At 71.9% G+C, this 23083-nt stretch carries 10 protein-coding genes; 2 read left to right on the top strand and 8 right to left on the bottom strand.

Translation table 11 applies throughout. The annotated features are described in order from the left end of the window. Window positions 1-103 precede the first annotated feature (103 nt). On the bottom strand, window positions 104-1390 hold the full coding sequence (locus ACWGI6_RS17005) for a beta-ketoacyl-[acyl-carrier-protein] synthase family protein (RefSeq protein WP_453268239.1): 1287 nt from the start codon (window positions 1388-1390) through the stop codon (window positions 104-106). Window positions 1391-1421: 31 nt separating this feature from the next. Beyond that, the gene (locus ACWGI6_RS17000; RefSeq protein ID WP_453268238.1) at window positions 1422-2372 is read right to left on the bottom strand and encodes a ferritin-like domain-containing protein; all 951 of its coding nucleotides are present in this window, start codon (window positions 2370-2372) and stop codon (window positions 1422-1424) included. A 271-nt stretch (window positions 2373-2643) separates the two neighbouring features. On the opposite strand from ACWGI6_RS17000, the gene ACWGI6_RS16995 reads away from it, so the two are divergent. After that, a complete protein-coding gene (locus tag ACWGI6_RS16995) occupies window positions 2644-4362 on the top strand; it encodes an acyl-CoA dehydrogenase family protein (protein WP_453268237.1) in 1719 nt (572 codons plus the stop codon). A gap of 60 nt (window positions 4363-4422) precedes the next feature. Here the strand turns inward: ACWGI6_RS16995 and ACWGI6_RS16990 are convergent, their stop codons facing one another. The 5 genes from ACWGI6_RS16990 to ACWGI6_RS16970 form a co-directional block, all read right to left on the bottom strand. Continuing rightward, window positions 4423-5649, bottom strand: coding sequence for a cytochrome P450 (locus tag ACWGI6_RS16990; protein ID WP_453268236.1), 1227 nt, complete (start codon window positions 5647-5649; stop codon window positions 4423-4425). 10 nt (window positions 5650-5659) lie between these two features. Then, entirely contained in the window at window positions 5660-6430 is a 771-nt protein-coding gene (locus tag ACWGI6_RS16985) for an SDR family NAD(P)-dependent oxidoreductase (RefSeq protein ID WP_453268235.1), read from the bottom strand. Between the two features lie 73 nt (window positions 6431-6503). After that, window positions 6504-7562, bottom strand: coding sequence for a guanitoxin biosynthesis L-enduracididine beta-hydroxylase GntD (gene gntD, locus ACWGI6_RS16980; protein WP_453268234.1), 1059 nt, complete (start codon window positions 7560-7562; stop codon window positions 6504-6506). A 129-nt stretch (window positions 7563-7691) separates the two neighbouring features. Then, entirely contained in the window at window positions 7692-14114 is a 6423-nt protein-coding gene (locus ACWGI6_RS16975; protein WP_453268233.1) for an amino acid adenylation domain-containing protein, read from the bottom strand. Then, complete coding sequence (locus ACWGI6_RS16970; RefSeq protein WP_453268232.1) at window positions 14111-20506, bottom strand: amino acid adenylation domain-containing protein; 6396 nt, start codon at window positions 20504-20506, stop codon at window positions 14111-14113. Before ACWGI6_RS16970 ends, ACWGI6_RS16975 begins: the two co-directional genes overlap by 4 nt. A gap of 272 nt (window positions 20507-20778) precedes the next feature. Here ACWGI6_RS16970 and ACWGI6_RS16965 point away from each other — a divergent pair, with 272 nt between their 5' ends. Next, window positions 20779-22392 (top strand): AMP-binding protein, encoded by a 1614-nt coding sequence (locus tag ACWGI6_RS16965; protein WP_453268231.1) that lies wholly within the window; start codon window positions 20779-20781, stop codon window positions 22390-22392. 86 nt (window positions 22393-22478) lie between these two features. On the opposite strand, the gene ACWGI6_RS16960 is transcribed toward ACWGI6_RS16965, so the two are convergent. Next, window positions 22479-22919, bottom strand: a complete 441-nt coding sequence (locus tag ACWGI6_RS16960) for a hypothetical protein (protein ID WP_453268230.1) — start codon at window positions 22917-22919, stop codon at window positions 22479-22481. Between the last annotated feature and the right edge of the window lie 164 nt (window positions 22920-23083).

Raw genomic sequence — 23083 nt, 5'->3', positions numbered from 1 at the left:
CGCCGCCCCCCGCGCGCCACCGCCGCGCCCCCCCCGGGCCCCCCCCGTTCGCCCGCGCGGCCCCCGCCACTGCGTTGCCTACCGGGCCTTCGGCCCCACCGGATCACCCGGAGCCGCCGGCTCCCGGCGCGGGATGGGCGTTGCGGAAGGCAAGCACTGTGTTGTGCCCGCCGAAGCCCGCGCTGTGGGTGAGGGCGGCCAGCCCCCCGGCCGGTAGCGGCCGGGGCTCGCCGCGCACCAGGTCCAGGTCGCATGCGTCGTCCGGATCCTCGAGGTTGACGATCGGCGGCGCGACGCGGTGGTGCAGAGCCAGCACCGTCATCGCCGCCGCCAGCGCCCCGGAGGCACCGATGAGGTGTCCGGCCGACGCCTTGATCGCCGACACCGCGCGGCCGGGCCCGCCCAGCGTCGAGCGGATGGCGGTCGCCTCGGCGGCATCGCCCACCGGCGTGGACGAGGCATGCGCACTGATGTGCCCGATGTCTCCGGCTTCGAGGCCTGCGTCCGCGAGGGCACGCTCGATGGCGTGCGCCATCCCCTCGCCGCTCGGATGCGGACGGGTCACGTGATGTGCCTCGGCGCTCATCCCCGCTCCGGCCAACTCCGCGTAGATCCGGGCGCCCCGGGCACGCGCGTGCCGCCCGGACTCCAGGACCAGCAGGGCCGCGCCTTCACCGAGCACGAAGCCGTCGCGCTTCTTGTCGAAGGGCCGGGACGCACAGGCCGGGGCGTCGTGGGAACGCGACAACGCCTTCATGGCGGCGAACGCGGTGAGGGCCATGGGGTTGATCACCGCTTCCGTACCGCCCGCCACGACGACGTCGGCGCGGCCCGCCCTGATCAGGTCGAGACCGGCGGCGATGGCGTCCGCGCCCGCGGCACAGGCCGTCGCAGGGGCCTGCGCCGCGGCGGTCGCGTTCACTTCCAGCGCGCACAGCGCCGCCGCCGCATTGGTCATCAGCATGGGCAGGGTGTACGGGGAGACCCGGCGGGTGTCGCCGGCCCGGATCAGGTCATGAGCCGGCAGCAGGGTGCCGAGCCCGCCGATACCGCTGCCGACGACAACGGCCACCCGCTCTGCCGCGGGCGCCCCCGGTGCGCCCGCGGCGGCGGTGAAGCCGGCATCCGCCCAGGCCTCGCGCAGCGCCACGAGCGCGAACTGCGCGGCGCGGTCGGTGCGCCGGGCCTGGATGCGGTCCAGCAGGGGCCCCGGTTCCACCGCGGCCGGGGCGGCCATGCGCACCGGCAGGTCCGCGGCCCAGGCCTCGGTCAGCCCGACCGCCGCCGAGACGCCGGCCAGCAGGGCCTGCCAGGTGCTTCGGGCGGTGCCGCCCAGGGGCGAGGTGGCGGCGAGCCCGGTGATGACGATTTCGTCGTGCTGCGCGGACACGCTCCTCCGTTCCGTTCGGCCGGCGGCCGGCCTAGGCCATGCCGCGGAACGCCTCGGGCTTGGCAAGTGACTCGCTGAGGAACAGCTCACGCAGCTTCGGGCTGAGCAGCCCGAGCTGCCGCAGGATATGGATCACCTGTTGGAACAGCAACTGCCGGTAGCCGAACATCATCGGGTCGTTCATCGCGAAGGTGATGCCGCGTTCAACGTCCAACTCCATGCGCTCCCACACCTCCCGCAGCAGGAAGCGACGGGACATCAGATGGATGGACTCCAGCAGGAACTGCTCCCGCACGGCCTGCTCCGAGCTGGTCATCTCGTCGTACATCCCGGTGAGCGAGACGACGCCGAAGCCGATGTGCCGTGCCTCGTCCCGGGCGATCATCCGCGTGATGGAAGTGATGATGGGGTCACCGAAACCGGTGCTGGCCAGCCGGGTTGCCGCCAGCGCCAGCCCCTCGACGATGACCTGCATGCCGAGGTAGACGATGTCCCACTCCGACTCCTGCAGCAGGTCGCGCAGCAGAGACTTCAGGCCGGGGTTGATGGGGTAGGACGTGCCCAGCTTCTCGTCGACGTACTTGGCGTACGCCTCCACGTGCCGGGCCTCGTCGGCCACCTGCGAGGCGGCGTAGATCTTCGCCTCCATGTCGGGCACGGTCTCCACCAGCCGCGCGGTGGTCACCAGGGCGCCCTGCTCGCCGTGCAGGAACTGGCTGATCATCCAGGCCAGGTACTCCCAGCGGAACTGGTTGAGCAACTCCTTCGGCACCGGGCTGCCTTCGCCGACGACGAAGGACGCGAGGCCCGCGCTCTCGCCCTCGTCCAGCGGCTCGCCGAAGCGGACGTCGTGATTCCAGTCGATGTCCGTGGTGGCATTCCACTGAGCGTTCTTGTTCTTTTCGTAGAGCGCCCAGATACGGTTATTGCGCTCACCGTAGTTCCAGTTCAGATTGGCCCGGAACGCCGCATCGACCTCCATGAGACTCTCCCTGGTTTTCTCCAGGGTAAAAAGCGTGGAGTCCTGTTCCCCAGGGGCCTCGGTAGTCATTCGCGGTGATCCCTTCGATTTCCCGCCAGATCGCTCCGCCTACTCTCGACCACCGCGAACCGCGAAGCCTAGGCACTGTCTCGGCAACTTGGGGGCATGACGAGTTGCCTGGCGCATGCCTGGGGACATGGCGGAAAGGCCGCAACACTGGGCCGGGACGTCGTGGCGACGCATCCCGAAACCCCTGCACAGGAGTGGCTGAATGGAGCCGAATTCCGTCCCTCGCCCCACCAGGAGACTGATCGCCGAGCTGGAAGGGCTGCTGGGGGATCCACTCGCCCCTTCCGGCCCGTTCGCGTTCGCCGAGACCGTCGCCCACGAGGAGCGAGACGCGATACCGCCCGGGGCCGTCGAGGCCCTGCGCGAGTGGGGGCTGACGAGCTGCCTCGTCCCGCAGTCCGTGGGCGGCACCCTGCTCAACCTGGAGTCGGCTCAGGCACTGATCCGCTCGGTGGCGCGCCGCAACCTGACGGTGGCGGTGAAGTTCGGCTCGACCGCGCTGGGCGCTCAGCCGGTGTGGCTTTGGGGCACCCCCGAGCAGCGCAAGGTCGTGGCCGAGGGCGTGCTGGCCGGTGACGCGGTGTGCTTCGGCGTCTCCGAGGCGGATGCCGGCAGCGATGTGGCGGCCACCGCTACCACCGCCCGCAGGGACGGCGACCGCTATGTCCTCGACGGCGAGAAGTGGCCGGTGGGTAATGCCACCCAGGGACGCTTCGTCACCGTACTGGCCCGCGGCCCCCGCGGCCCGATGCTGCTGTTGGCGGACAAGGAGGACCTGCCGCCCGGCTCCTGGACACCCAAGCCCGTCGTGCGCACGGTCGGGCTGCGTGGCCACGACCTGAGCGGTATCGCCCTCCACGGCGCACCCGTCCCCGCCAACGCCGTCGTCGGGCGGCCCGGTCGCGGCAGCCTCGACATGGTCCGCTGTCTGCAGATCACCCGGACCGCCATCGGCGGGATGTCCCTCGGCACCATGGACGCGGCCCTGCGGATCGGGCTCGACTACGCGCACCAGCGTCGGCTCTACGGCAATCCGATCCTCCGGATCCCGGTGGTGCGCGAACACCTCGTGGGCGCACACCTGGACCTGCTGGCGGCCGAGTGCACGGCGATCCCGGTGGCACGGGCACTCAGTGTCGTACCGGCGCGCATGGCCCTGTGGTCGTCGGTCGTGAAGTACCTCGTGCCGGTGCTCGGGGAGGAGGTCCTCGAGCACGTGGCCAAGGTGCTCGGCGCCCGGGGCTATCTGCGGGAGCTGGTCGCCTCCGGCGCGTTCCAGAAGATTCGCCGGGACCACGCCATCACCACGATCTTCGAGGGCACCACGCACGTCAACCTCCACCTCATCGCCACCCAGTTGGTCGCACTGGCCGAGGAGTACGACCGTCCCACCCCCGGATCGGAAGAGGTGTTGAGCGAGCTGTTCGACCTCTCCCGTGAGGCTCCCGTGTGGCTGCCGGACGGTGCGCAACTCGCGCTGACGACCGGCGGGCAGGACGAGATCGTCCGGTCCTGGCGCGGCGCGCTCACCGAACTGACCGAGCGTGCGGCGGCGCGGTGCACCCCGCAGCAGGTCGCGGATCTCGCGGAGGTGACAGCCGCGCTGGACCGGCGGCGCTCCGCGCTGTACGGCGGAGTGGCCGAGCGCGGCCTCAACGCCGACTCGGTCGTCGGCTCCCGGGCGGCGGCCGAGCACTGTGTGCACCATGCAGCCGCCTCGTGCGTGCAGGTCTGGCTGCACCACCAGGGAGCCGAACCGGACGCCGACTGGCTGATCCTGGTGCTGCGTCGGCTGCTGCAGCGACTCGACCCGGCTGTGCTGCTGGACGAGCAGGAGCGCTATCTGCCCCGGTTCGAGGCCGTCATGGAGCGCTGCCGCGCCGAGGGCCGGTACTTCTCGATCGACTCCGTACTGGAGTGATGCCGGACCTGGGTGGGCGGACGTGTTCCACACGGCCGGCCCACCCACGTCCGGTCGCGGTCAGGCGGGCACCAGTGTGACCGGCATCGTGGCGTAGCCGCTGAGGAAGTTGGAGTACACCCGGCGCGGCGTGCCGGCCGGGCGGATCTCCACCACCAGCTCCTTGAGCGCCTCCAGCATCGCCGCGATCTCCGCCTTCGCCAGATGTGAGCCCAGACAGAAGTGGGGCCCGTGGGCGAAGGTCAGATGCTTGTTCGGGTCGCGGTCCGGCAGGAACCGGTCGGGCTCGTCGAAGACCGCCTCGTCCCGGTTGGCGGAGGCGTTCCACAGCGTCACCATGTCCCCGGCCTCGATCAGCCGGCCATGCAGCAGCAGATCAGCGGTGGCCCGTCGGCCGCTGTGCAGGGTGGGCGTGGTCCAGCGCAGGATCTCCTCGACCGCGGTGTCGGTGCGGATCTCACCGGCCCGCAGCGCCTTCCACATTTCCGGGTGATGGGCCAAGGCGTGCACCCCGCCGAGCATCGCGAGACGGGTCGTCTCCAGACCGCCGATGATGATGCTGTAGACGTTGAAGATGACCTCTTCCCGGGTGAGCTTGCGGTCCCCGGCGGTCTCCTCGGTCAGCAGGCTGACGACGTCGTCCCCGAGCGCCCGGTCCCGCGCCCTGACCAGTTCGGAGATGAACAGCAGCAGGTCGTTGCGGGCGAGCCAGGTGCTCTCCGGGGTGGGCGGCCCATCGACCGAGGCGAGGGCACCGGAGGTCATCGGGATCAGCCTGCGTCGGTCGGCCTCCGGAACGCCCAGCAGGTCGCAGATGGCCGCGAGCGGGATGTGCGCCGCCACGTCCGCACCGAAGTCGCACACCGGTTGCCCGGTCGCGTCCGCGACGAGCCGGTGGGTGCCACGCCGCACGCTTGCCAGCACCGGGCCGAGCGCGCGCGGTGTGAACGGTTTGGTGATCATCGTGCGCAACGTGGTGTGGTCCGGGCCGTCGGTGACCGTGAGCATCCGGCCGACCGCCGAGTCGCTGCCGCTCAGCAGCGTGTCCAGCATGTTGCCCTGCGCGGAGGTGAACGAGGCGTTGTCCCGGTAGAGGGTGGCGATGTCGTCCCTGCGGGTGATCACCCAGAATCCCTCGCCGCGCTCCGTGGCACGGTGCCGGTACACCGGCTCCTCGGTGCGCAGATACCGCCAGACCTCGGTGAGATCTCGGGTGGCGTGCACCACCGGGTCGGCCAGGTCGAGGGCATCCAGGTCGCTCGGGTCGTACAAAGGGCGGTTGTCCATGGGGTGCCTTTCAGGTGTCCCGGCGTCTGGGCGCGGTCGGGCCGGGGAAGAACGCGGTCGTGGCGCCGGCCGTCTCGCCACCGTCGACCACGAACTCCTGGCCGGTGACGAAGGACGCCTGGTCGGACGCGAGGAAGTGGAAGCACGCGGCGATCTCCTCGGGATCGGCGTGGCGGCGCGCCGGGATTCGGTCGTTGACCTCGGCGAGCATCTCGTCGGTGTACTCGCGTCGCTGCATCGGCGTCAGCACCGCGCCCGGGGTGACGCACGCGGTGCGCACCAGCGGGCTGAGCTCCATGGCGAAGGTCTGGCACAGCGAGACGACCGCGGCCTTGGTCGCGTTGTAGGGGGCGTAGAGCGGATAGCCGCGGGAGCCGTTGACCGAAGCGGTGGCCAGCAGCACGCCGTGACCCTGCTCAAGCATGTACGGGGCCGCGTGCTGCCACAGGGCGAGGACGCCGAGCAGGTTGACGTCGATGGTGCGCCGCACGTCGGCCTCGGTCAGCTCCAGCACACCGCACCGGGTGCTGATGCCGGCGTTGGCTATGACCACGTCGAGCCGTCCGCGGTCGGCGTGCACGGTGCGGACCGTCTCGCCGACCGCCTCCCAGTCCGCCACGTCGACCTGCAGATGTTCCACGGTGCCGGGGTGGCCGGTGCCGGGTGAGCCGTCGGGCTCGGTGATGTCCAGGTTCACCACGTGGTCGCCGGATGCGGCGAACCGTTCCGCGGTGGCTCGTCCGATGCCGCTGGAGGCGCCGGAGATGACAACGGTGCGCAAGGGCTCAGCCTTTCGAGGGGGCGGTCCTGCCCCGGAACCGTTCCGAGGCAGGACCTGGGTGCCCGGTACGGGGTCAGACGATGACGCGGCGCAGGTCGCTGCGGTAGCCGGCGAGGCCGCGGCGCAGATTGCGGCTGACGGTGAGCTTCTTCAGCCAGCGGTCGGCTCCGTCGAAGCGGGCTCTGAAGGCGCGACGGCCGTGCGCGGCCCGGTAGTTGTCGACGACGAGCAGGCTGCCGGGACCGACAGCGATCTCCTGCTGCACCCGGGTCAGTTCCGCCATCAGCCGGTCCAGGGCGGCGGTGGCCTCCGGGTCGTCGCCGGCGCACCGCATGAACGGGCGGTCGATACGCAGGTACGGCGCCAGAACATCGCCGAACAGGACGCTGACCGGGGCCGGGTCGCTCTCCATACGGCGCAGTTTGCCCAGCGCCGGGTGATCGGGATCGCTGGTGGCCAGCTGCCGGATGTGCTCGGCGTCGGGCAGGATGTGGTAGCGCTCCTGGGACAGGATCGCGCGGTCCTGGTCGTCCAGCTGCACATCCCGCACCGAGGCGACGATGGTCGGTACGGCGTCCGGGTTGCGCAGGCCGAGCAGCATCAGGTAATCGCAGCGGTGCGGATGGAAGCCGTCCTCGGTGTGGAACTCCAGCAGCGCTTCGCTGCCGTAGCCGCTCTGCCGGTCCTCCTCGCCGCGGATGGGCAGCACGTTCTGCACAATGCTGCCCTCCTGGAGAGTGGCCCAGCCGAACGGATCGCCGAGCACCAGCCCGCACAGGGCCAGCATGGTCTCCTGCCCCCGGGCGGCCTTGCCGGTGATGGCGTCGAGCCAGTGGTCCGGGGTCGGGCCTATCTCCGCGTCGTCAACGGGAAGGCCGTGCACCAGGCACGCGGTGGCCGGTTCCCGGTACCGGAACTCCTGGAGGAAGGCGCGCAGCCCGGCGGGCAGCAGGCCGTCGTGGCGCCAGGCCTGCTCGTAGAACTCCTCCTCCAGCGGGCTGCCGCAGCTCTCGACGGCCCAGCGGGCCGCCTCGGCGAGATCGGCGGCCTCCTGCGGGCTCAGGGTGTACTCCAACGGCCGGTCTCCGACCGGTCCGGGAGCGGTGGCGGTGGACGGTGATGCAAGGGTCATGAGGTTCCTTGGCGCTGCTCGGGACCTTTCGGCCGGGGCGGGCGGTGGTCCTGTGCCTCCTGCTGGCAGGCGGCGGGTGGGGTCATGAGCGGAGCGCCGAGCAGGGTCTCGGCGTGGTCCTCCGCCCGGTCAGGAACCCTCGGTGAACCGGCCGATCAGCTCGTCCAGTTCGGCTTCGTCGAGGGAGAGGTGGGCCGCGTCCGCGTCGTCGTCCGCGGGCTGCAGTGCCGCTTCGGCGGCCACGGCGGCCAGTTCGGCGACGGACTTGTGCGTGAACACGTCTCGCGGGGAGAGGTCCAAGCCGGCGTCGCGGACGGCAGTCACCAGCTTGATGGAGGTGATCGAGTCGCCGCCGAGCTCGAAGAAGCTGTCGTCGATACCGACCTCGTCGAGTTGCAGCACCTCGGCGAACAGCCGGCACAGCAGCTCCTCGCGCGCGGTGCGCGGGGTGCGGCTGCCCTCGGCCGGCGCGAAGCCGGGCGCGGGCAGCGCGTCGCGGTCCAACTTGCCGTGCGGCGTGGTGGGGACCTCGTCGATGGCGACCACCGCAGCGGGCACCATGTACTCCGGGAGCCGGGCCGCGACCCATTCGCGCAGTGCGGCCGGATCGACGCCCGCGGACCCCGCGGCCACTACGTAGGCGATCAGCCGGCGTACCCCCGGGGTGTCCTCGCGAAGCAGCACAGTGGCGTGGCGCACGCTCGGATCTTCGGTCAGTACGACCTCGATCTCGCCCGGCTCGATGCGGAAGCCACGCAGCTTCACCTGGTCGTCCGCGCGCCGCACATAGTCGAGGCGGCCGTCCGGCAGCCACTGCGCGATGTCACCGGTGCGGTACATCCGCGCGCCCGGTTCGCCGAACGCGTCGGCGACGTAGCGGCTCGCCGTGAGGCCGGGCCGGTGCAGATAGCCGCGGGCCAGACCGGCACCGGAGATGTACACCTCCCCGGGGACTCCGGCGGGGACCGGGCGCAGGCAGCGGTCGAGGACCCGGATACGGGCGCCGACCACCGGCCGCCCGATGGACGGGGCGGACTGCGCCGACAGCGGGCCGTCGACCGTGGCGATGATCGTCGTCTCGGTCGGGCCGTAGATGTTCAGCATGCGGCGGCCCGGCGCCCAGCGGGCAACCAGCTCGCGCGGCAGGACCTCGCCGCCGGTGACCACGGTGACGCCCTCGGGCAGGCTGCCGTCCGGCATGGCGGCCAGCGACGACGGTGGCAGCGTCATGCAGTGCACCCCGGTACGCGCCACCCAGTCCGCCAGCGGCCGGCCGGGCAGCATCTCCTCAAAGGTGCCGACGACCACGCAGGAGCCGCTCAGCAGGGCCGTGTTCAGCTCGCCCATCGCCCCGTCGAAGCTTGGCGAGGCGAACCACAGCACGCGCCGGTGGGGCCCGAGGTCCAGGTGCCGCCGCTGGGTGGCCAGGAACGAGGCCAGCCCGCCGTGCGTGACGAGGACCCCCTTGGGACGGCCGGTGGAGCCGGAGGTGTAAATGACGTACGCGCCGCACTGCGGCGACAGCGGTACGGGCCGTTCGGCGTCGGTCACGTCACCGGCGGCGGTGTCCTCGGGGACGACCAGCCGGTCGGTGGTCACCACCCGGTCGCGCAGGCCCTCGGGGATCTTCTGAAGGTCCTGCGGCTCGGCCAGGATCAGGTGCGGCTCGGCATCGGAGAGCACGAACTCGATCCGCTCGGCCGGATAGCCGGTGTCGACCGGCATGTGCACCGCGCCGCTCTTCCAGATCGCCAGGATGGTCGTCACCAGGCGGGCAGAGCGGGGCAGCAGCACGGCGACGATCCGCTCCGGGCCCGCGCCAAGGCCCAGCAGCACGCGGGCCAACTGGTTGGCCCGGGCGTCCAGCGTGGCGTAGTCGAGCTCCTCGCTGCCGGTGAGGACAGCGGGTGCGTGGGGATGCTCGGCGACCCGCTCCGCGAACATCTCGGGTATGGTCCGCGGCAGTCGGGCCGGGGCGGTCGCGGCCCAGGTGTCCAGGACGGTGCGGCGGGTCGATGCGCTGAGCAGGTCGAGGCCTCCGACGGGGAGTTCCGGGCTCACCGTGAACGTCTCGACCACCCGCAGCACCGACGCCAGCAGGTCCTCCGCCGTCGCCTCGGTGTACAGGTCGGTGCGGTAGTGCAGCGTGATGTTCAGCGTGCTGCCGGGGCGTACCAGCAGACGCAGCGGATAGTGCGCGGTGCCGGGCACCGAGGCGTCCCGCAGCGCGACCTCAAGGCCCGGAAGCCGGTGCTGCACGTCCCCGTGGGCGGCGCCCGCGTCCTCGAAGCCCACGATGGTGTCGAACAGCTCCCCGAGACCGGTCACCCGCTGGATCTCCGGCAGACCGAAGTGGTGGTAGGCGATCAGCTCGGCCTGCTCGCTCTGCAGTCGGGCCAGTGCGGCGGAAAGCGGCTCCGCCGGATCGAGCACCGCCCGGCACGGCACGGTGTTCATCAGCAGCCCGATAGCACGCTCCGCGTCCGGCAATCCACTGGTCCGCCCGGACACCGAGGTGCCGAAGACGACGTCGCCGCGTCCGGTCAGCCGTTCGAGGGCGATGGCCCACGCACCGTTGAACAGCGTGTTCACAGTGATCCCGGCGGCCCGGGACGCCGCACCGATACGGTCCGTGACCGCCGCGTCCAGCGTCCGGGCGACGGTGCCCTGGGCGACGGACGCGGACAGGTCGGCGTGCGGGGCGACCAGGGTGGGTTCGGCCAGCCCGTCGAGCGCCTTGGACCAGGCCTGTTCGGCCGCCACCCGGTCCCGGCCGGTCAGCCAGGCCAGGAACGTACGGAACGGCACCGCAGGCGGCAGGCCGTCCGCCGAGCCGCCGTGCGCGTAGGCGTCGAACAGCTCGCCGTACAGCAGCGGCATCGACCAGCCGTCCAGCAGCAGATGATGGTCCGTCACCACGAGCAGATGGCGCCGCTGCGCCAGCCTGATCAGCAGCACCCGCAGCAGCGGAGCGTCCGTCGCGGAGAAGGGCCGGTCGTGCTCCTCAGCCAACAGCGCCTGGATCTCCTGCTGTTGCCGCTCGGGGTCCAGATCGGCGACCGAGCACTCGCGCCACGGCGTCTCCGCCCGCTCGGCGATCACCTGCACGGCCCGGCCGGAGGCCAGGCGCACGAACCGCGCCCGCAGGTTGGCGTGCCGGGCCAGCAGGGCGTCGAACGCCGACCGCAGCACAGCGGCGGAGAGGTCCCCGGTCAGCTCCAGGGCCTGCTGGGTGATGTACGGGTCGACGCCGTCGGGCTGGAGCAGCGCGTGGAAACTCATGCCCTGCTGCAGCGACGTCAGCGGCCATACGTCGACGGCATCCGGGTACGCCGCCGTCAGCTCCTCATCTTCGCTCTCGGTCAGTTCAAGCAGCGGCCCGTCCGGCACCTGGTCAGCCGGCCCGGCGGACCGGCTGCCGCAGGCCTCGGCCAGCGCGGCCACGGTGCGGTGGACGAACAGATCACGGGGGCTGACCTCGAGACCGGCCCGCCGCGCCAGCGCGGACAGCCGCATCGACAGCAGCGAGTCGCCGCCCAATTGGAAGAAGTTGTCGTGCACCCCGACCGCGTCCAGGCCGAGCACCTCGGCGAACAGCGCGCACAGCTGCTCCTCGGTGGCGCCGCGCGGCCCGGCGGAGCTGTCGGTATCGAAGCGCATCGCGGGCAGCGCACGCTTGTCGACCTTGCCGTTGACGGTGACCGGCAGCTCGGGCAGCTCCATCACGGCGGCCGGCACCATGTAGCCGGGCAGCGCGTCGGCGACCCGGGCGTGCAGCGCGGTGGGGTCCGGAGCGGAACCGGGCGCCGCGACGACATAGGCGACCAGCAGCGGGGAGCCGGGACGGTCCTCGCGCGCCACGACCACGGCGTGCTGCACGGCAGGGTCGGCGGTCAGCACCGCCTCGATCTCGGCCGGTTCGACGCGGAAGCCGCGGATCTTGATCTGGTCGTCGGCACGGCCGAGGAAGCCGAGCGTGCCGTCCTCCTCCCGCCGAACGCGGTCGCCGGTACGGTACATCCGCGCACCGGCGTGGCCGAAGGGATCGGCGACGAACCGCTCCGCAGTCAGCGCACGCCGCCCCAGATAGCCCCGGGCCAGCCCGGCACCGGCCAGGTACAACTCACCGGCCACCCCGGGCGGCACCGGACGTAGGCAGGCATCCAGCACGTGGGCCCGCAGATTGTCGGCGGGGTCGCCGATCACCGGCCGGGCATGGTCGGCGACCCGGGCGTACATCGCGTCGATGGTGCACTCGGCGGGCCCGTACAGGTTGTACGTGGACACCCCGTCGGCCGTGCGCAGTTCGTCCCACAGCGAGGGGTCGACGGCTTCGCCGCCCAGCGCGAGGACCCGGGTGGGCGATGTGCCCCGCAGCAGGCCTTCGCCGATGAGCTGGCGCGCGAAGCTCGGCGTGGTGTCGAGTACGTCGATGCCGTGCTCGGCGACATGGCCGAGCAGCGCCTGCGGATCGGTGCGCACCCGGTCCTCGATCAGGTGCAGTTCATGGCCGGCGACCATCCACAGCAGCTGGCTGAACGAGGCGTCGAAGACCAGCGAGTTGGTCAGTGCCGCACGCAGCGGCCGGTCCGCGGCAGCGGCCTCCGGCTCGAACAGGTGCGCCCGGTGGCTGTGGAACATGTTGGCCAGGGCCCGGTGCGTCACGGCGACGCCCTTGGGGCGCCCCGTGGAACCCGAGGTGTACACCGCGTAGGCCAGGGAGTCGGGGTGCGGCGGGGCGATCCGGTCGGCGTCGGTGACGTCGGTGCCGCCGTGCCTTGCCTGCTCCGCGTCGAGCAGCAACCGCGGGGGGCCATCCGGCAGCCGGGCTGCCATGTCACTCGTGGTGATCGCGAGTAGCGGGTCCAACTCGGTGAACACGGCCGAGATGCGCTCCGCAGGCTGCTCAAGGTCCACCGGTACATACACCGCCCCGGACTTCAGGATCGCCAGCATCGCCACCACGGCTTCCGTGGACCGCGGCAGCATCATGGCCAGGGGCCGTTCGGGACCGGCGCCGAGCTCGATCAGTCGGCGGGCCAATCGGTGGGCATCCCTGTTGAGTTCGGCGAAACTCAGGCTCCGGTCGCCGCAGACCACCGCCGTGGCGTCGGGGGTGCGGGCGGCCTGTGCCTCGAAAAGCTCGACCAACGTGCCCGGCGGCACGGGCGTGGGGCGCGGGTCCGCGGTACGCCGCACCAGCGGCCGCTCCTCCTCCGTGAGCAGGGGCAGTCGGCCGACCGGCGTGTCGGGGTGCGCCACGAACTGTTCCAGCAGCAGGCGAAGCCGCTCAAGGAGCAGGCGGGCCTGCTCCGGCGGGTACAGATCGGCGCGGTGGTTGAGCTCAAGGACCAGGGGCGGGCCCGGGAAGACGGCGAGGCTGAGCGGGTAGTGGGTGCCTTCGGGCGCTTCCTCCAGGGCGTCGGGGGCCAGCGCGATCCGCAGCCCGGCGACCTCGGCGCCGCGTGCGGAATCCGGCAGCGGGTAGTTCTCGAAGGCGATCGTGGTGTCGAAGAGGCTGTCGTGACCGCTGATCCGGTGGATGTCGGCGAGCCCGAGCCAGGTGTGCTCGGCCAGCGCCGCCTGCTCGTCCTGGATGCGCTCCAGCAGTCGGCCGAAGGGTTCCGCCGGGTCGATGCGTACTCGGACCGGCACGGTGTTGATGAGCAGACCTACGATGCGGTCCACGCCCGGGACCGCCTCGGGGCGGTCGGCCACTGTGGAGCCGAAGACCACGTCGTCGCGCCCGCTGAGCAGGGCGAGCAGCTGCGACCAGGCGCCCTGTACCACCGTGTTGAGGGTCAGGTTGCGCTGCCGGGCGGTCTCGCTCAACGCCCGGGACAGTTCCTCGGACAGCTCGAGGCGGACACGGCGCTGCGGTGCCTGGATGTCCGTGGCGTCGGCGCCGTGCCCGAGCAGTGTCGCCCCGTCCAGGCCGGCCAGCACGTCGGCCCAGGCAGCGGCGGAGGCGTCGCGGTCCCGGGTGCTCAGCCACCCCAGGTAGTCGCCGACGGAGGCGGCGGGCTCCAGGGAACCGGCGTCGCCCCCGTGCTGCAGGATGCGGAACAGGTCCTGGACCACCACGGGCATCGACCAGCCGTCCATCAGGATGTGATGGTTGGTCATGACCAGGACGTGCCGGTCGGCACCGAGGGTGTACAGCGTGAACCGCAGCAGCGGCGGGCGGGTCATGGTGAAGCGGTGCAGCCGGTCCTCGGTGACCAGCCGCCGCAGCCGGAGGCGCTGTTCCTCGGTCCCGAACCCGCTCAGGTCGACCTGCTGCCAGGGCAGCTCGACCCGGGAGGCGACCGCTTGGAAGGGATCGCCGGAGCGGCGTTGCAGGAAGCCGAGGCGCAGCGCGGGATGCCGGGCGACGACCTGCTCGCAGGCCCGGCGCAGCGCCGACGGGTCAAGCCGGCCGGTCAGCTCGATGGGCAACTGCATGTTGTAGTGGTCGACGCTCTCCTGCTCGCCGTCGTACAGCGCATGGAAGAGCATGCCTTCCTGCAGGGGGGTCAACGGCCAGATCGCCTCGAACGAGGTCGGCTTCATTTTCCTGTCTCCCATTGCGCTTCGAGTTCGGCGATCTCATAGGCGTCCAGTTCCAGCTGCGGCGCTGCCGAGGGAAGGGCCTCGCCCTGAGCGGGGTCCACCTCGGTGGCGGCCTGGGCCAGGGCGGCCACGGTGCGGTGCCGGAAGACGTCCCGCGGGGTGAGTGCCAGTCCGGCGGGCCGGGCGCGGCCCGCCAGGCGGATGGAGGTGATGGAGTCGCCTCCGAGTTCGAAGAAGTTGTCGTCGACACCGACCTGCTGCACCCCGAGCACCTCACCGACCAGCCGGCACAGCAGTCGCTCGTGCGCGCTGCGCGGGGCACGGTGCTCGCGGGTGGCCACGGCGGGTGCGGGCAGCGCCCGCCGATCGAGCTTGCCGTTGGGGGTGAGCGGCAGCACGGGCAGCGGTACGACGGCGGACGGAACCATGTAGTCGGGCAGCCGGGCGGCGGCCTGCTGCTGTATGGCTTCCGGGTCAAGGGGCCGGCCGGTCTCGGGGACCGCGTACGCCACGATCTGCACGGCCCCGAGGGAGTCCTTGCGGACCACGGTCGCCACCTGCCGGACGCCCTCGACGGTTCCCAGCACCGAGTCGATCTCGCCCAGTTCGATGCGGTGGCCGCGGATCTTCACCTGGTCGTCCGCGCGCTCCAGGTAGCGCAGCGCACCGTCCGGCCTGCGCATGCCCAGGTCGCCGGTGCGGTACATGCGGGCACCGGGCGGTCCATACGGATCGGACACGAACCGCTCCGCGGTCAGCACCGGGCGCCGGGCATAGCCGTGGGCCACCCCGTGGCCCGCGATGTAGATCTCGCCGGGCATCCCGGCCGGCACCGGGCGCAGCGCGCCGTCCAGCACGTACACCCTGAGGTTGTCCGCCGGGTGCCCGGCCGGGACGTCACCGGTCGTGCCGTCCGGGTCCGCCTGCCAGGAGGTGGTGTAGATGGACACCTCGGTCGGGCCGTACAGGTTGTGCAGGGCGGCGTCGCTGGTCTTGCGGAACCGTTCCACGAGCCCGGTCGTCATGGCCTCGCCTCCGCAGAAGACCTGCCGCAGGCTGTCGCAGTCGCCCGCGCCCGGCTCCAGCAGGAACAGCTCCAGCGTGGACGGCACGAACTGCGCGGTGTGGATGCGTTCGCTGCGGATCAGCTCCGGCAGATAGCCGGGCTGCTGGTCGGCCTCGGGCACGGCGATGACCACCGTCCCACCGGTGTGCAGCGGCCAGAAGATCTCCCACACGGAGGGGTCGAAGCTGACCGAGGTGCGCTGCAGCACCCGGTCGCCGAGGGCCAGCGGGAACCGCCGCTGCATCCACTGCAGATAGTTCACGATGCCGCGGTGGGCGACGACGATGCCCTTGGGACGGCCGGTGGACCCCGAGGTGAAGATGACGTAGGCGGGGTGGACCGGATCGGTGGCGTGGTCCGGTGCCACCTCGCCGACCTGTTGCGCCATCAGGTCGTCGAAAGTGTGGGTGTCGAGGGTGAGCGTCGGCCGGGCATCCTCGGACATGGTCCGGATGCGCTCGGCCGGATAGTCGGGGTCGAGGGGAAGGTAGGCCGCTCCGGTACGCATCACTGCGAGCAGGGCGGTGACCAGTTCCACCGAGCGGGGCAGCGCCACCGCCACGACGTGCCCAGGGCCGACCCCGCGGTCAGCCAGCGCGGCCGCCAGCCGTCCCGACAGGCGGTCGAGTTCCCGGTAGCCGACCCGGCGCTCACCGCACACCACGGCCTCCGCCGTGGGGGTCCGGCGGGCCTGTGCCCTGAACAGCCCGTGCAGCGTGCCGGACGGGTGCTCCACCGCGGTGGCGTTGTGGCCGTGCACCAGGGTGTCGCGCTCGCCGGCCGCCAGCAGGTCGACGCGGCCCAGGAGCGTGCCGGGATCCTTCGCGAACGCGGCGAGCCACCGTTCCAGCCGGTTCAGCAGCGTCTCTGCCTGGTCGGTGGTGAACACGTCCGCGCGGTGGGTCAGCTCCAGCCGGAAACGCGGCCCGGGACGGACGATCAGGCTGAGTGGGTAGTGGGTCACGCCGGTGTGGTCGGCCTCGCCGACCGAGACCCGCAGCTCGGGCACGGGGCGACGGATGGCGTCCCCGTCGACCGGCGCGTTCTCGAACACCAGGGTGGTGTCGAAGAGTTCACCGATGCCGACGGCGCGCTGCACCCCCGGCAGTCCCAGGTGATGGTGCGGGCCGAGCGCGGCCTGTTCGTCCTGCGCCTGCCGCAGCTGGTCGGCCGGCGTACGGTCCGGGGCCGGGCGCAGCCGCACCGGCACGGTGTTCATCACCAGCCCCACCAGGTCCTGGACACCGGCCAGGTGCGGCGGGCGGGCGGACACCGAGGTGCCGAACAGTACGTCGTCGCGGCCGGTGAGCTGGGCCAGCAGCGCCGCCCAGGCTCCCTGGAACACGGTGTTGACGGTGAGGCTCGTCGCACGGGCGGCGCGGCCGAGCGCGCCGGTCAGCTCCGCGGAGAGGCTGCGCACGGTCAGCGCGGGCATTGCGGTGGACGGCTGCGCGCCGGGCGCGACGAGGCAGGGCTGCTCGACGCTGTCCAGCGCGCGCCGCCAGGCATCCACCGCGGCCTGCCGTGGCTGTCGGTCCAGCCAGCGCACATAGCGTGCGAAGGAGACCGGCGACGGCAGCCGGGGGCCGTCCCCGCCGTAGCAGGCGAACAGGTCCCTCAGCATGAGGGAGACGGACCAGCCGTCGAACAGGACGTGATGGCTGCTGAACACCAGCAGGTGCCGTTCGTCGCCGGTGCTGACGGCGGTGAACCTCAGGAGCGGTGGCACCGTCAGGTCGAACCGCGTCGCCTTGTCGGCGGCCAGGATCTGCTCGATCCGCGCCTGCTGAGCGGCCAGGGGCACGCCGCGCAGATCGTGCTCGGCCCACGGGACGGACACCTGTCCGACGATGCGCTGTCGGTCCTCCCCGGACTGGTTCGGCGCGAAACAGGCGCGCAGGGCGTCGTGCCGGGCGACCATCGCCTCGCACGCCGCCCGCAGCCGAGGCAGGGATACGGGCCCGGTAAGTTCGAGCACTTGCTGCCCGATGTACGGGTCGGCGTCCAGGTCGTCGGCGTACCCGGAGTGGAAGAGCATGCCCACCTGAAGCGGTGTCAGTGGGAGGTCGTCCACCGGTTCCGCCGCGTCCCCTCCCTCCGCTTCCCGTCCGTCCGCCGGCTCCGCGCCGAGCAGGTCCGGCAGCAGGGACAGGTCGCGCCGCGGTGCCTCGACGCCGTCGGCGACGGCCGCCAAAGTGGCGGCGGTGCGGTAGGTGAGGAAGTCCTGCGGGGTCAGGTCGAGCCCTGCCCGCACCGCCCGCCCGGCGAGCTGCACTGCGTTGATGGAGTCGCCGCCCAGATCGAAGAAGCTGTCGTCGACACCGATCTCGGATGCGCCGAGCACCTCCCTCAGCAGCTCGCACAACAGCGCCTCGGTGGCGGTCGTCGGCGGCCGGTGGACGGCGGCGCCGCGGAAGTCCGGGGCGGGCAGCGCGGCCCGGTCCACTTTTCCGTTGGAGGTGAGCGGCAGGGCGTCCAGGACGACGACGCCGGCCGGCACCATGTACTCCGGCAACGTTCTGCCGACCCAGGCGCGAAGCGCGGCCGGATCCACGGTGGCGTCGGCAGCGGGCACCACATAGGCCACCAGGCGCCGGCCGGCCGAGGCCCCGTCGTGGACCGTCGCGGCGGCGTGCTCGACCGCGGGGTTGGCGGCCAGTCGCGCCTCGACCTCGCCGAGTTCGACACGGAACCCGCGCACCTTTACCTGGTGGTCGGCGCGTCCGGCGAAGTGGAGCATGCCGTCGTACCCCCAGTGACCGGTGTCGCCGGTGCGGTACATACGGGCGCCCGGCGGGCCGAACGGGTCGGGCACGAACCGCTGCGCGGTCAGGGCGGGCCGACCGTGGTAGCCGAGCGACACCCCGGCCCCGGCCAGGTACAGCTCGCCGGTGGCACCGGGCGGTACCGGGCGCAGCAGGTCGTCCAGCACGTACACCCGGGCATCGCGGATCGGGGAGCCGATCGACGGCGTGCCGGGACCGGACAGGGCCTGCGTCATGGTGGTGAACACGGTGCCCTCGGTGGCGCCGTAGACGTTGTGCAGTCGGCAGCTGTCGCCCCAGCGCCGCACCAGGTCGGGCGAGAGCGCCTCCGCGCCGACGGCGATGATCAGCCCGTCGGGCAGCGAACCGGACGGCAACGCGGCAAGGGCGGAGGGCACCGTGCCCACGCAGCCGACCCGATGCTCGGTGACGAACTCCGCAAGCTCCGGGCCCGGCAGCATGCCGGGCGGCGCGATGACGGCGCAGCCGCCGGCGGCCAGCCACACGCACAGCTCCCACATCGACGGGTCGAAACTGGGCGAGCTGACCATCAGGACGCGCTCGCCGGGGCGGGGCCGCACCACCTCCGCCTGGGTGGCGGCAAAGGCGGCCAGACCGGTGTGCGGCACCAAGACGCCCTTGGGACGCCCGGTGGACCCGGAGGTGTAGATCATGTACGCGGGATCGCCGGGCGTCGGCCGAGGCAGACGCGCCGCGGTGTCCGGGCGGCCGGGTCCGTCGAGCTCGGGTCCGTCGAGGACCGCCGTCACCGACGCGTCATCGAGGACCAGGGTCGGCAGCCCGTCGCGGCTCGGCAGCCCGTCCTGTCCGCTGGTGACGAGCAACTGCGGCCGGGCATCGGCGAGCATCGCCTCGATCCGGTCCTCGGGGTACCCGGGGTCCACGGGCAGGTACACGGCGCCGGTCCGCATCACCGCGAGGAGTGAGGTGAGCGTGTTCAGACCGCGCGGCAGCGCGACGGCGACGAAGGCGCCGCGCCGCACCCCGCGGTCGGCCAGCAGACCCGCCAATCGGTCGACGCGGTCGGCCAGTTGCCGGTAGGTGAGGGCACGGCCGTCGGCCTCCACCGCGGGCGCCTGCGGGCTGTGCGCCACCTGACGGGCGAACATCTCCGCCATCGTGGCGGGTGGCACCGGGGCCGCGGCCGGCTGGACGTCCCGTAGCACCCGGGCCCGCTCCGCCGATGTTGCCGGCTGCAGTCGGGCCAGTGGCGTGTCCGGCCCCGCAGCGGCCACGGCACGGAGGAACGACGGCAGGCGTACGGCATGGGCGTCCACGTCCGGCCGGTCGTAGCGGGCCTCGTTCGCCTCCAGGTCGACGGCCTGGCCGGAGCCGTCGGCATCCGGGTGCAGGATGACGGTGAGGTCGGCCACCGGACCGCCGTTCAGGCTGGTGACCGTGCATGGCCTGCCGCCCAGCGTGGTGCGGTCACCGGTGCTCACGAGGTCGAGCGCCACATGGAACAACCGGTCCCGAAGGCCGCTCATGCGCAGCTCCCTGCGCAGCGTCTCGTGCGGGAAACGCTGGTGGGACAGGAGGGCGGCGAGGGACTTCGACACCTGCCCGATCAGCTCGCCCAGCGTCATGTCCGACCGCACCCGGACCCGCAGCGGCAGCTCGTTGGCGAGCATGCCCGGCGTCCGCAGGGCCGCCTCGGTGCGGCGGGCCGTGGTGGGCACCGCGATGACCAGGTCCCGTTGCCCGGTCATCCCGTGCAGATAGGCGGCCACCGCGGCCGCCGCCACCACCGTCCAGCTGGTACGCAGCCCCCTGCCGAGTCGGGTGAGGGCCGCCATGTCGGCCTCGGTCAGCGCACCCGAGGCGCGCAGGACGTCACCGTCACCGTCGACGGACCGTATGGCCGGAGTGACCGGGTCCGGCCGGTCGGCCAGCTGCTCCAGCCAGTACTCGCGGTCGGTCTCGAACTGGCGGGACGCGGTGTACTCGGCCTCCTCGGTGACCAGGACGGCCACGGGGTCGAGCGACCGGGTGCCCGGCGCGGTGCCGTGGAGCAGCGCGGTGTACAGGTCGTCGACGCGGTCGGTGAGGATGGCCAGGCCGGCGGCGTCGATCAGCGCGTGGTGGTAGCAGCTGTACCAGAACCAGTGCGCGTCACGGAGCTTGAGCAGGACGTCCTCGCCCACCGGGCCGCCGCGCAGGTCCATCGGCAGCCGCATGCGCTCCGCGATCCACGCGTGCGCCGCTCCCTCGGGGTCGGACCGGTCCGACAGATCGACGGTCAGCAGGCTGGTGTTGGGCCCCTCCTGGAACTCCTGGTACGGGCCGTCGGCGTCCTCGTCCAAGCGCACGTCGAAGACCTGGCACTCCTGCTGGGCCTGTCGGATCGCCTGGTGGAGCAGCTCCGGCTCCACGGCGCCACGGATGTCGAAGCGGCGAGTGAAGTTGTACCTGGGAGAGTTCGGGGAGAACTGCTGGGCGAGCCAGATGGCCCGCGCTGCGCTGGTCAGCGGCGTGCGCGTATGGGCGGCCTGTCTCCTCGGGTGTGGCCCCGACCGAACCTGAACAGCTTCCCGGTGCACCCCTGGCTCCTCTTCCCCCACGCACAGCGGCACGGGCGGGTGCCCGAACCATGGCCAGCGCCTCACTGACGGTCTTGCCGCCGATGCTCGCTCGCGGGGGGCCGGTCGACCAGGAAACAACCAGGCAATCGTTCTTGCTGGGTCCCCCGCGGCCGGGCGGCGGAAGTTACCCGCTCGCTGCCTGGCACGCGCCCGGTGCGCGCCCCCAAAATGCCGCCATGTCCGCCGCCGTCCGCGGCGGCCACGGCACGGGCCTGGGAGGAAGACAGCCGATGAGCATCCCCGACAGGGCGCTACTGGACTGGGTCGAGGAGGCGCGGGCGGACCGCGGCCTGCACTTCGCAGGTCCCGGCGACTCCTGGGACTACCACAGCTACGCGGAACTGGCCGAGCTGGTGCTGCGCACCGCCGAGGCACTGCGCGGCGCCGGCGTGCGTGACGGCGAGGTCGTGGCGATCGTGCAGCGCTCCAGCCCCGGCTTCGTGGCGGCGTTCTTCGGTGCCATCGCGGCGGGCGGCATACCGTGTTCGATCCCGCCGCCGTTCGCCTTCCAGCGTGCCGCAGAGTACGAGGCACACGCGGGCCACCTGCTCGCCACCGCCCGCCCCACGGTGGTGGTGTGCGACCAGGAGGCGCAGCGACCCGTCACGGCCCTCACCCACGGGCTCGGGCTGCCCGAGCCCGTGGCGTTCGACGCGCTGGTCGACGGAGTCCGGCCGGCCCCACGACCGTATCCGGCAGCCGAGTTCGCGCTGCTGCAGTTCACCTCCGGCTCCTCCGGTGCCTCCCGGGGGGTGCTGGTCTCCCATGCCGCGCTGCGCGCCAATGTGACGGCGATGCGCCGATGGCTGGGATGGCGCCCGGAGTACCCCGGGATCACCTGGCTGCCGGTGCACCACGACATGGGCCTGCTCGGCTGCATGGTGAACATCGTGACCACCGGATGCGACGGCTGGATGATGCAGCCGGAGGATTTCATCCGCTCCCCGTTGCGCTACCTGCGGTGCATCAGCGAGAAAAAGGTCGGGCTGGCCGCCATGCCGAATTTCGGACTGGCGTACATCCTGCGCCGGGTACGCCCCGCCGACCTGGAAGGCCTGCGTTTCGATTCCATCCGCTCGGTGATCCTCGGCGCGGAGCGTATCGACGCACAGGTACTCCAGAGTTTCGACGCCCTGCTCGGACCGCACGGCTTCGACCGACGCGCCCTGCTGCCGGCCTACGGCGGCGCGGAGGCCACCCTCGCCGTCACCGGCCTGCCCCTGGAGGAGGGCTGGACGTCCGCCGTGCCCGAGGGCGACGAGGGCCGTGTCGTCGGCTGCGGCCGCCCTTTGGAGGGCGTCTCGGTGAGCGTGCAGGACGACGACGGTCGTCCGGTGCCCGACGGTGTGGTCGGCGAAGTGGTCGTGCAGGGAACCTCCCTGGCGACCCGATACGTGGGCGACCCTGCCTCACTCTCCGGCACGGAGCTCGCCGGTGGCGTGCTGCGCACCGGTGACGCCGGATTCCTCGGCGGAGGTCAGCTGTATGTGCTGGGCCGGCTCGGCGACGGGCTCAAGGTGCGCGGCCGCATGGTGTTCGCCGAGAGCCTGGAGGCACGTCTGCACGAACTGGGCATCCCCCAGCGGCGGGTGGCGGTGCTGCTCGGACAGTACCGTGGTCGCTCGACCGGCGTGGTGGTGCTGGAGAAGCCCGACTCCGACTGGGCGGCGCGCGCCCTTCCCGTGCTCGCCGAGGCGCTGGACGACGCCGAGTTGCTGGTGGCGCAGGTGCCGCGCGGCGGACTCGCGGTGACCTCGAGCGGCAAGCCCCGCCGCCGCGTGATGTGGAAGGACCTGACTGAGGGCCGGCTGACGGGAGAGGTCCACAAGCCGGCGCCGGTGTGACGGCGGCGGGTGGTGGCGCCAGGGCGGCCCCGGCACATGATGCCGGGCGCGCCGGGCCAGGCGGCCCGGCGCGCCCGGTCAGGCCGTCACGCCGTACGAGCTGCCGACGCGCCCGGGGCCAGTGGCTTGGCGCGTAGCGCGATACCCGCGGTACGTGCCAGCAGCATCACCCCGAAGGAGATCGCCAAGTACCCGAAGCTGGTCGGGGCGTCGAAGTGGTCACCGGCCTTCTCGAACACGGTGCGGGTGGCGATCAGCAGCGCCCACACGGGCACGGCGGTCCAGCCCGCTTTGTACAGGACGGCTCCTGCGGGGTCCCGGTGTACGGAGATGAACGCCCCGTACACCGCACCCAGCACGACACCCGCGGCCACCACTCCCAGCCCCAGACCGATCGAGGCGCTCGGCTCGTTCCGGTCGCGCAGAACCAGCTGGAGGACACCGACGATTATGGGAAGAACGGGGAGCACCCAGGTGGCGACGCCCAATTTTCTTTCACGGAACTGCCGGACAAGTACCCATGCCATGACGGCGAATGTCAAAACTTGAATCGCGTTGTTCTCGTTCATCGGGGCTCCGATTTCCCATGCAGTTCCGTACGGCAGACCGACTGAGCGGTGCCGGAGTCTACCGGCAGCCGATTTCCTTTTACATCCAATTCTCCCAGCAGACCCGCCGGCATGCGTGAATC

This window comes from Streptomyces sp. NPDC054786 (assembly GCF_053611685.1).
The sequence above is the reverse complement of the archived record's forward strand: the minus strand, read 5'-3'. Positions and strand labels throughout refer to the sequence as shown.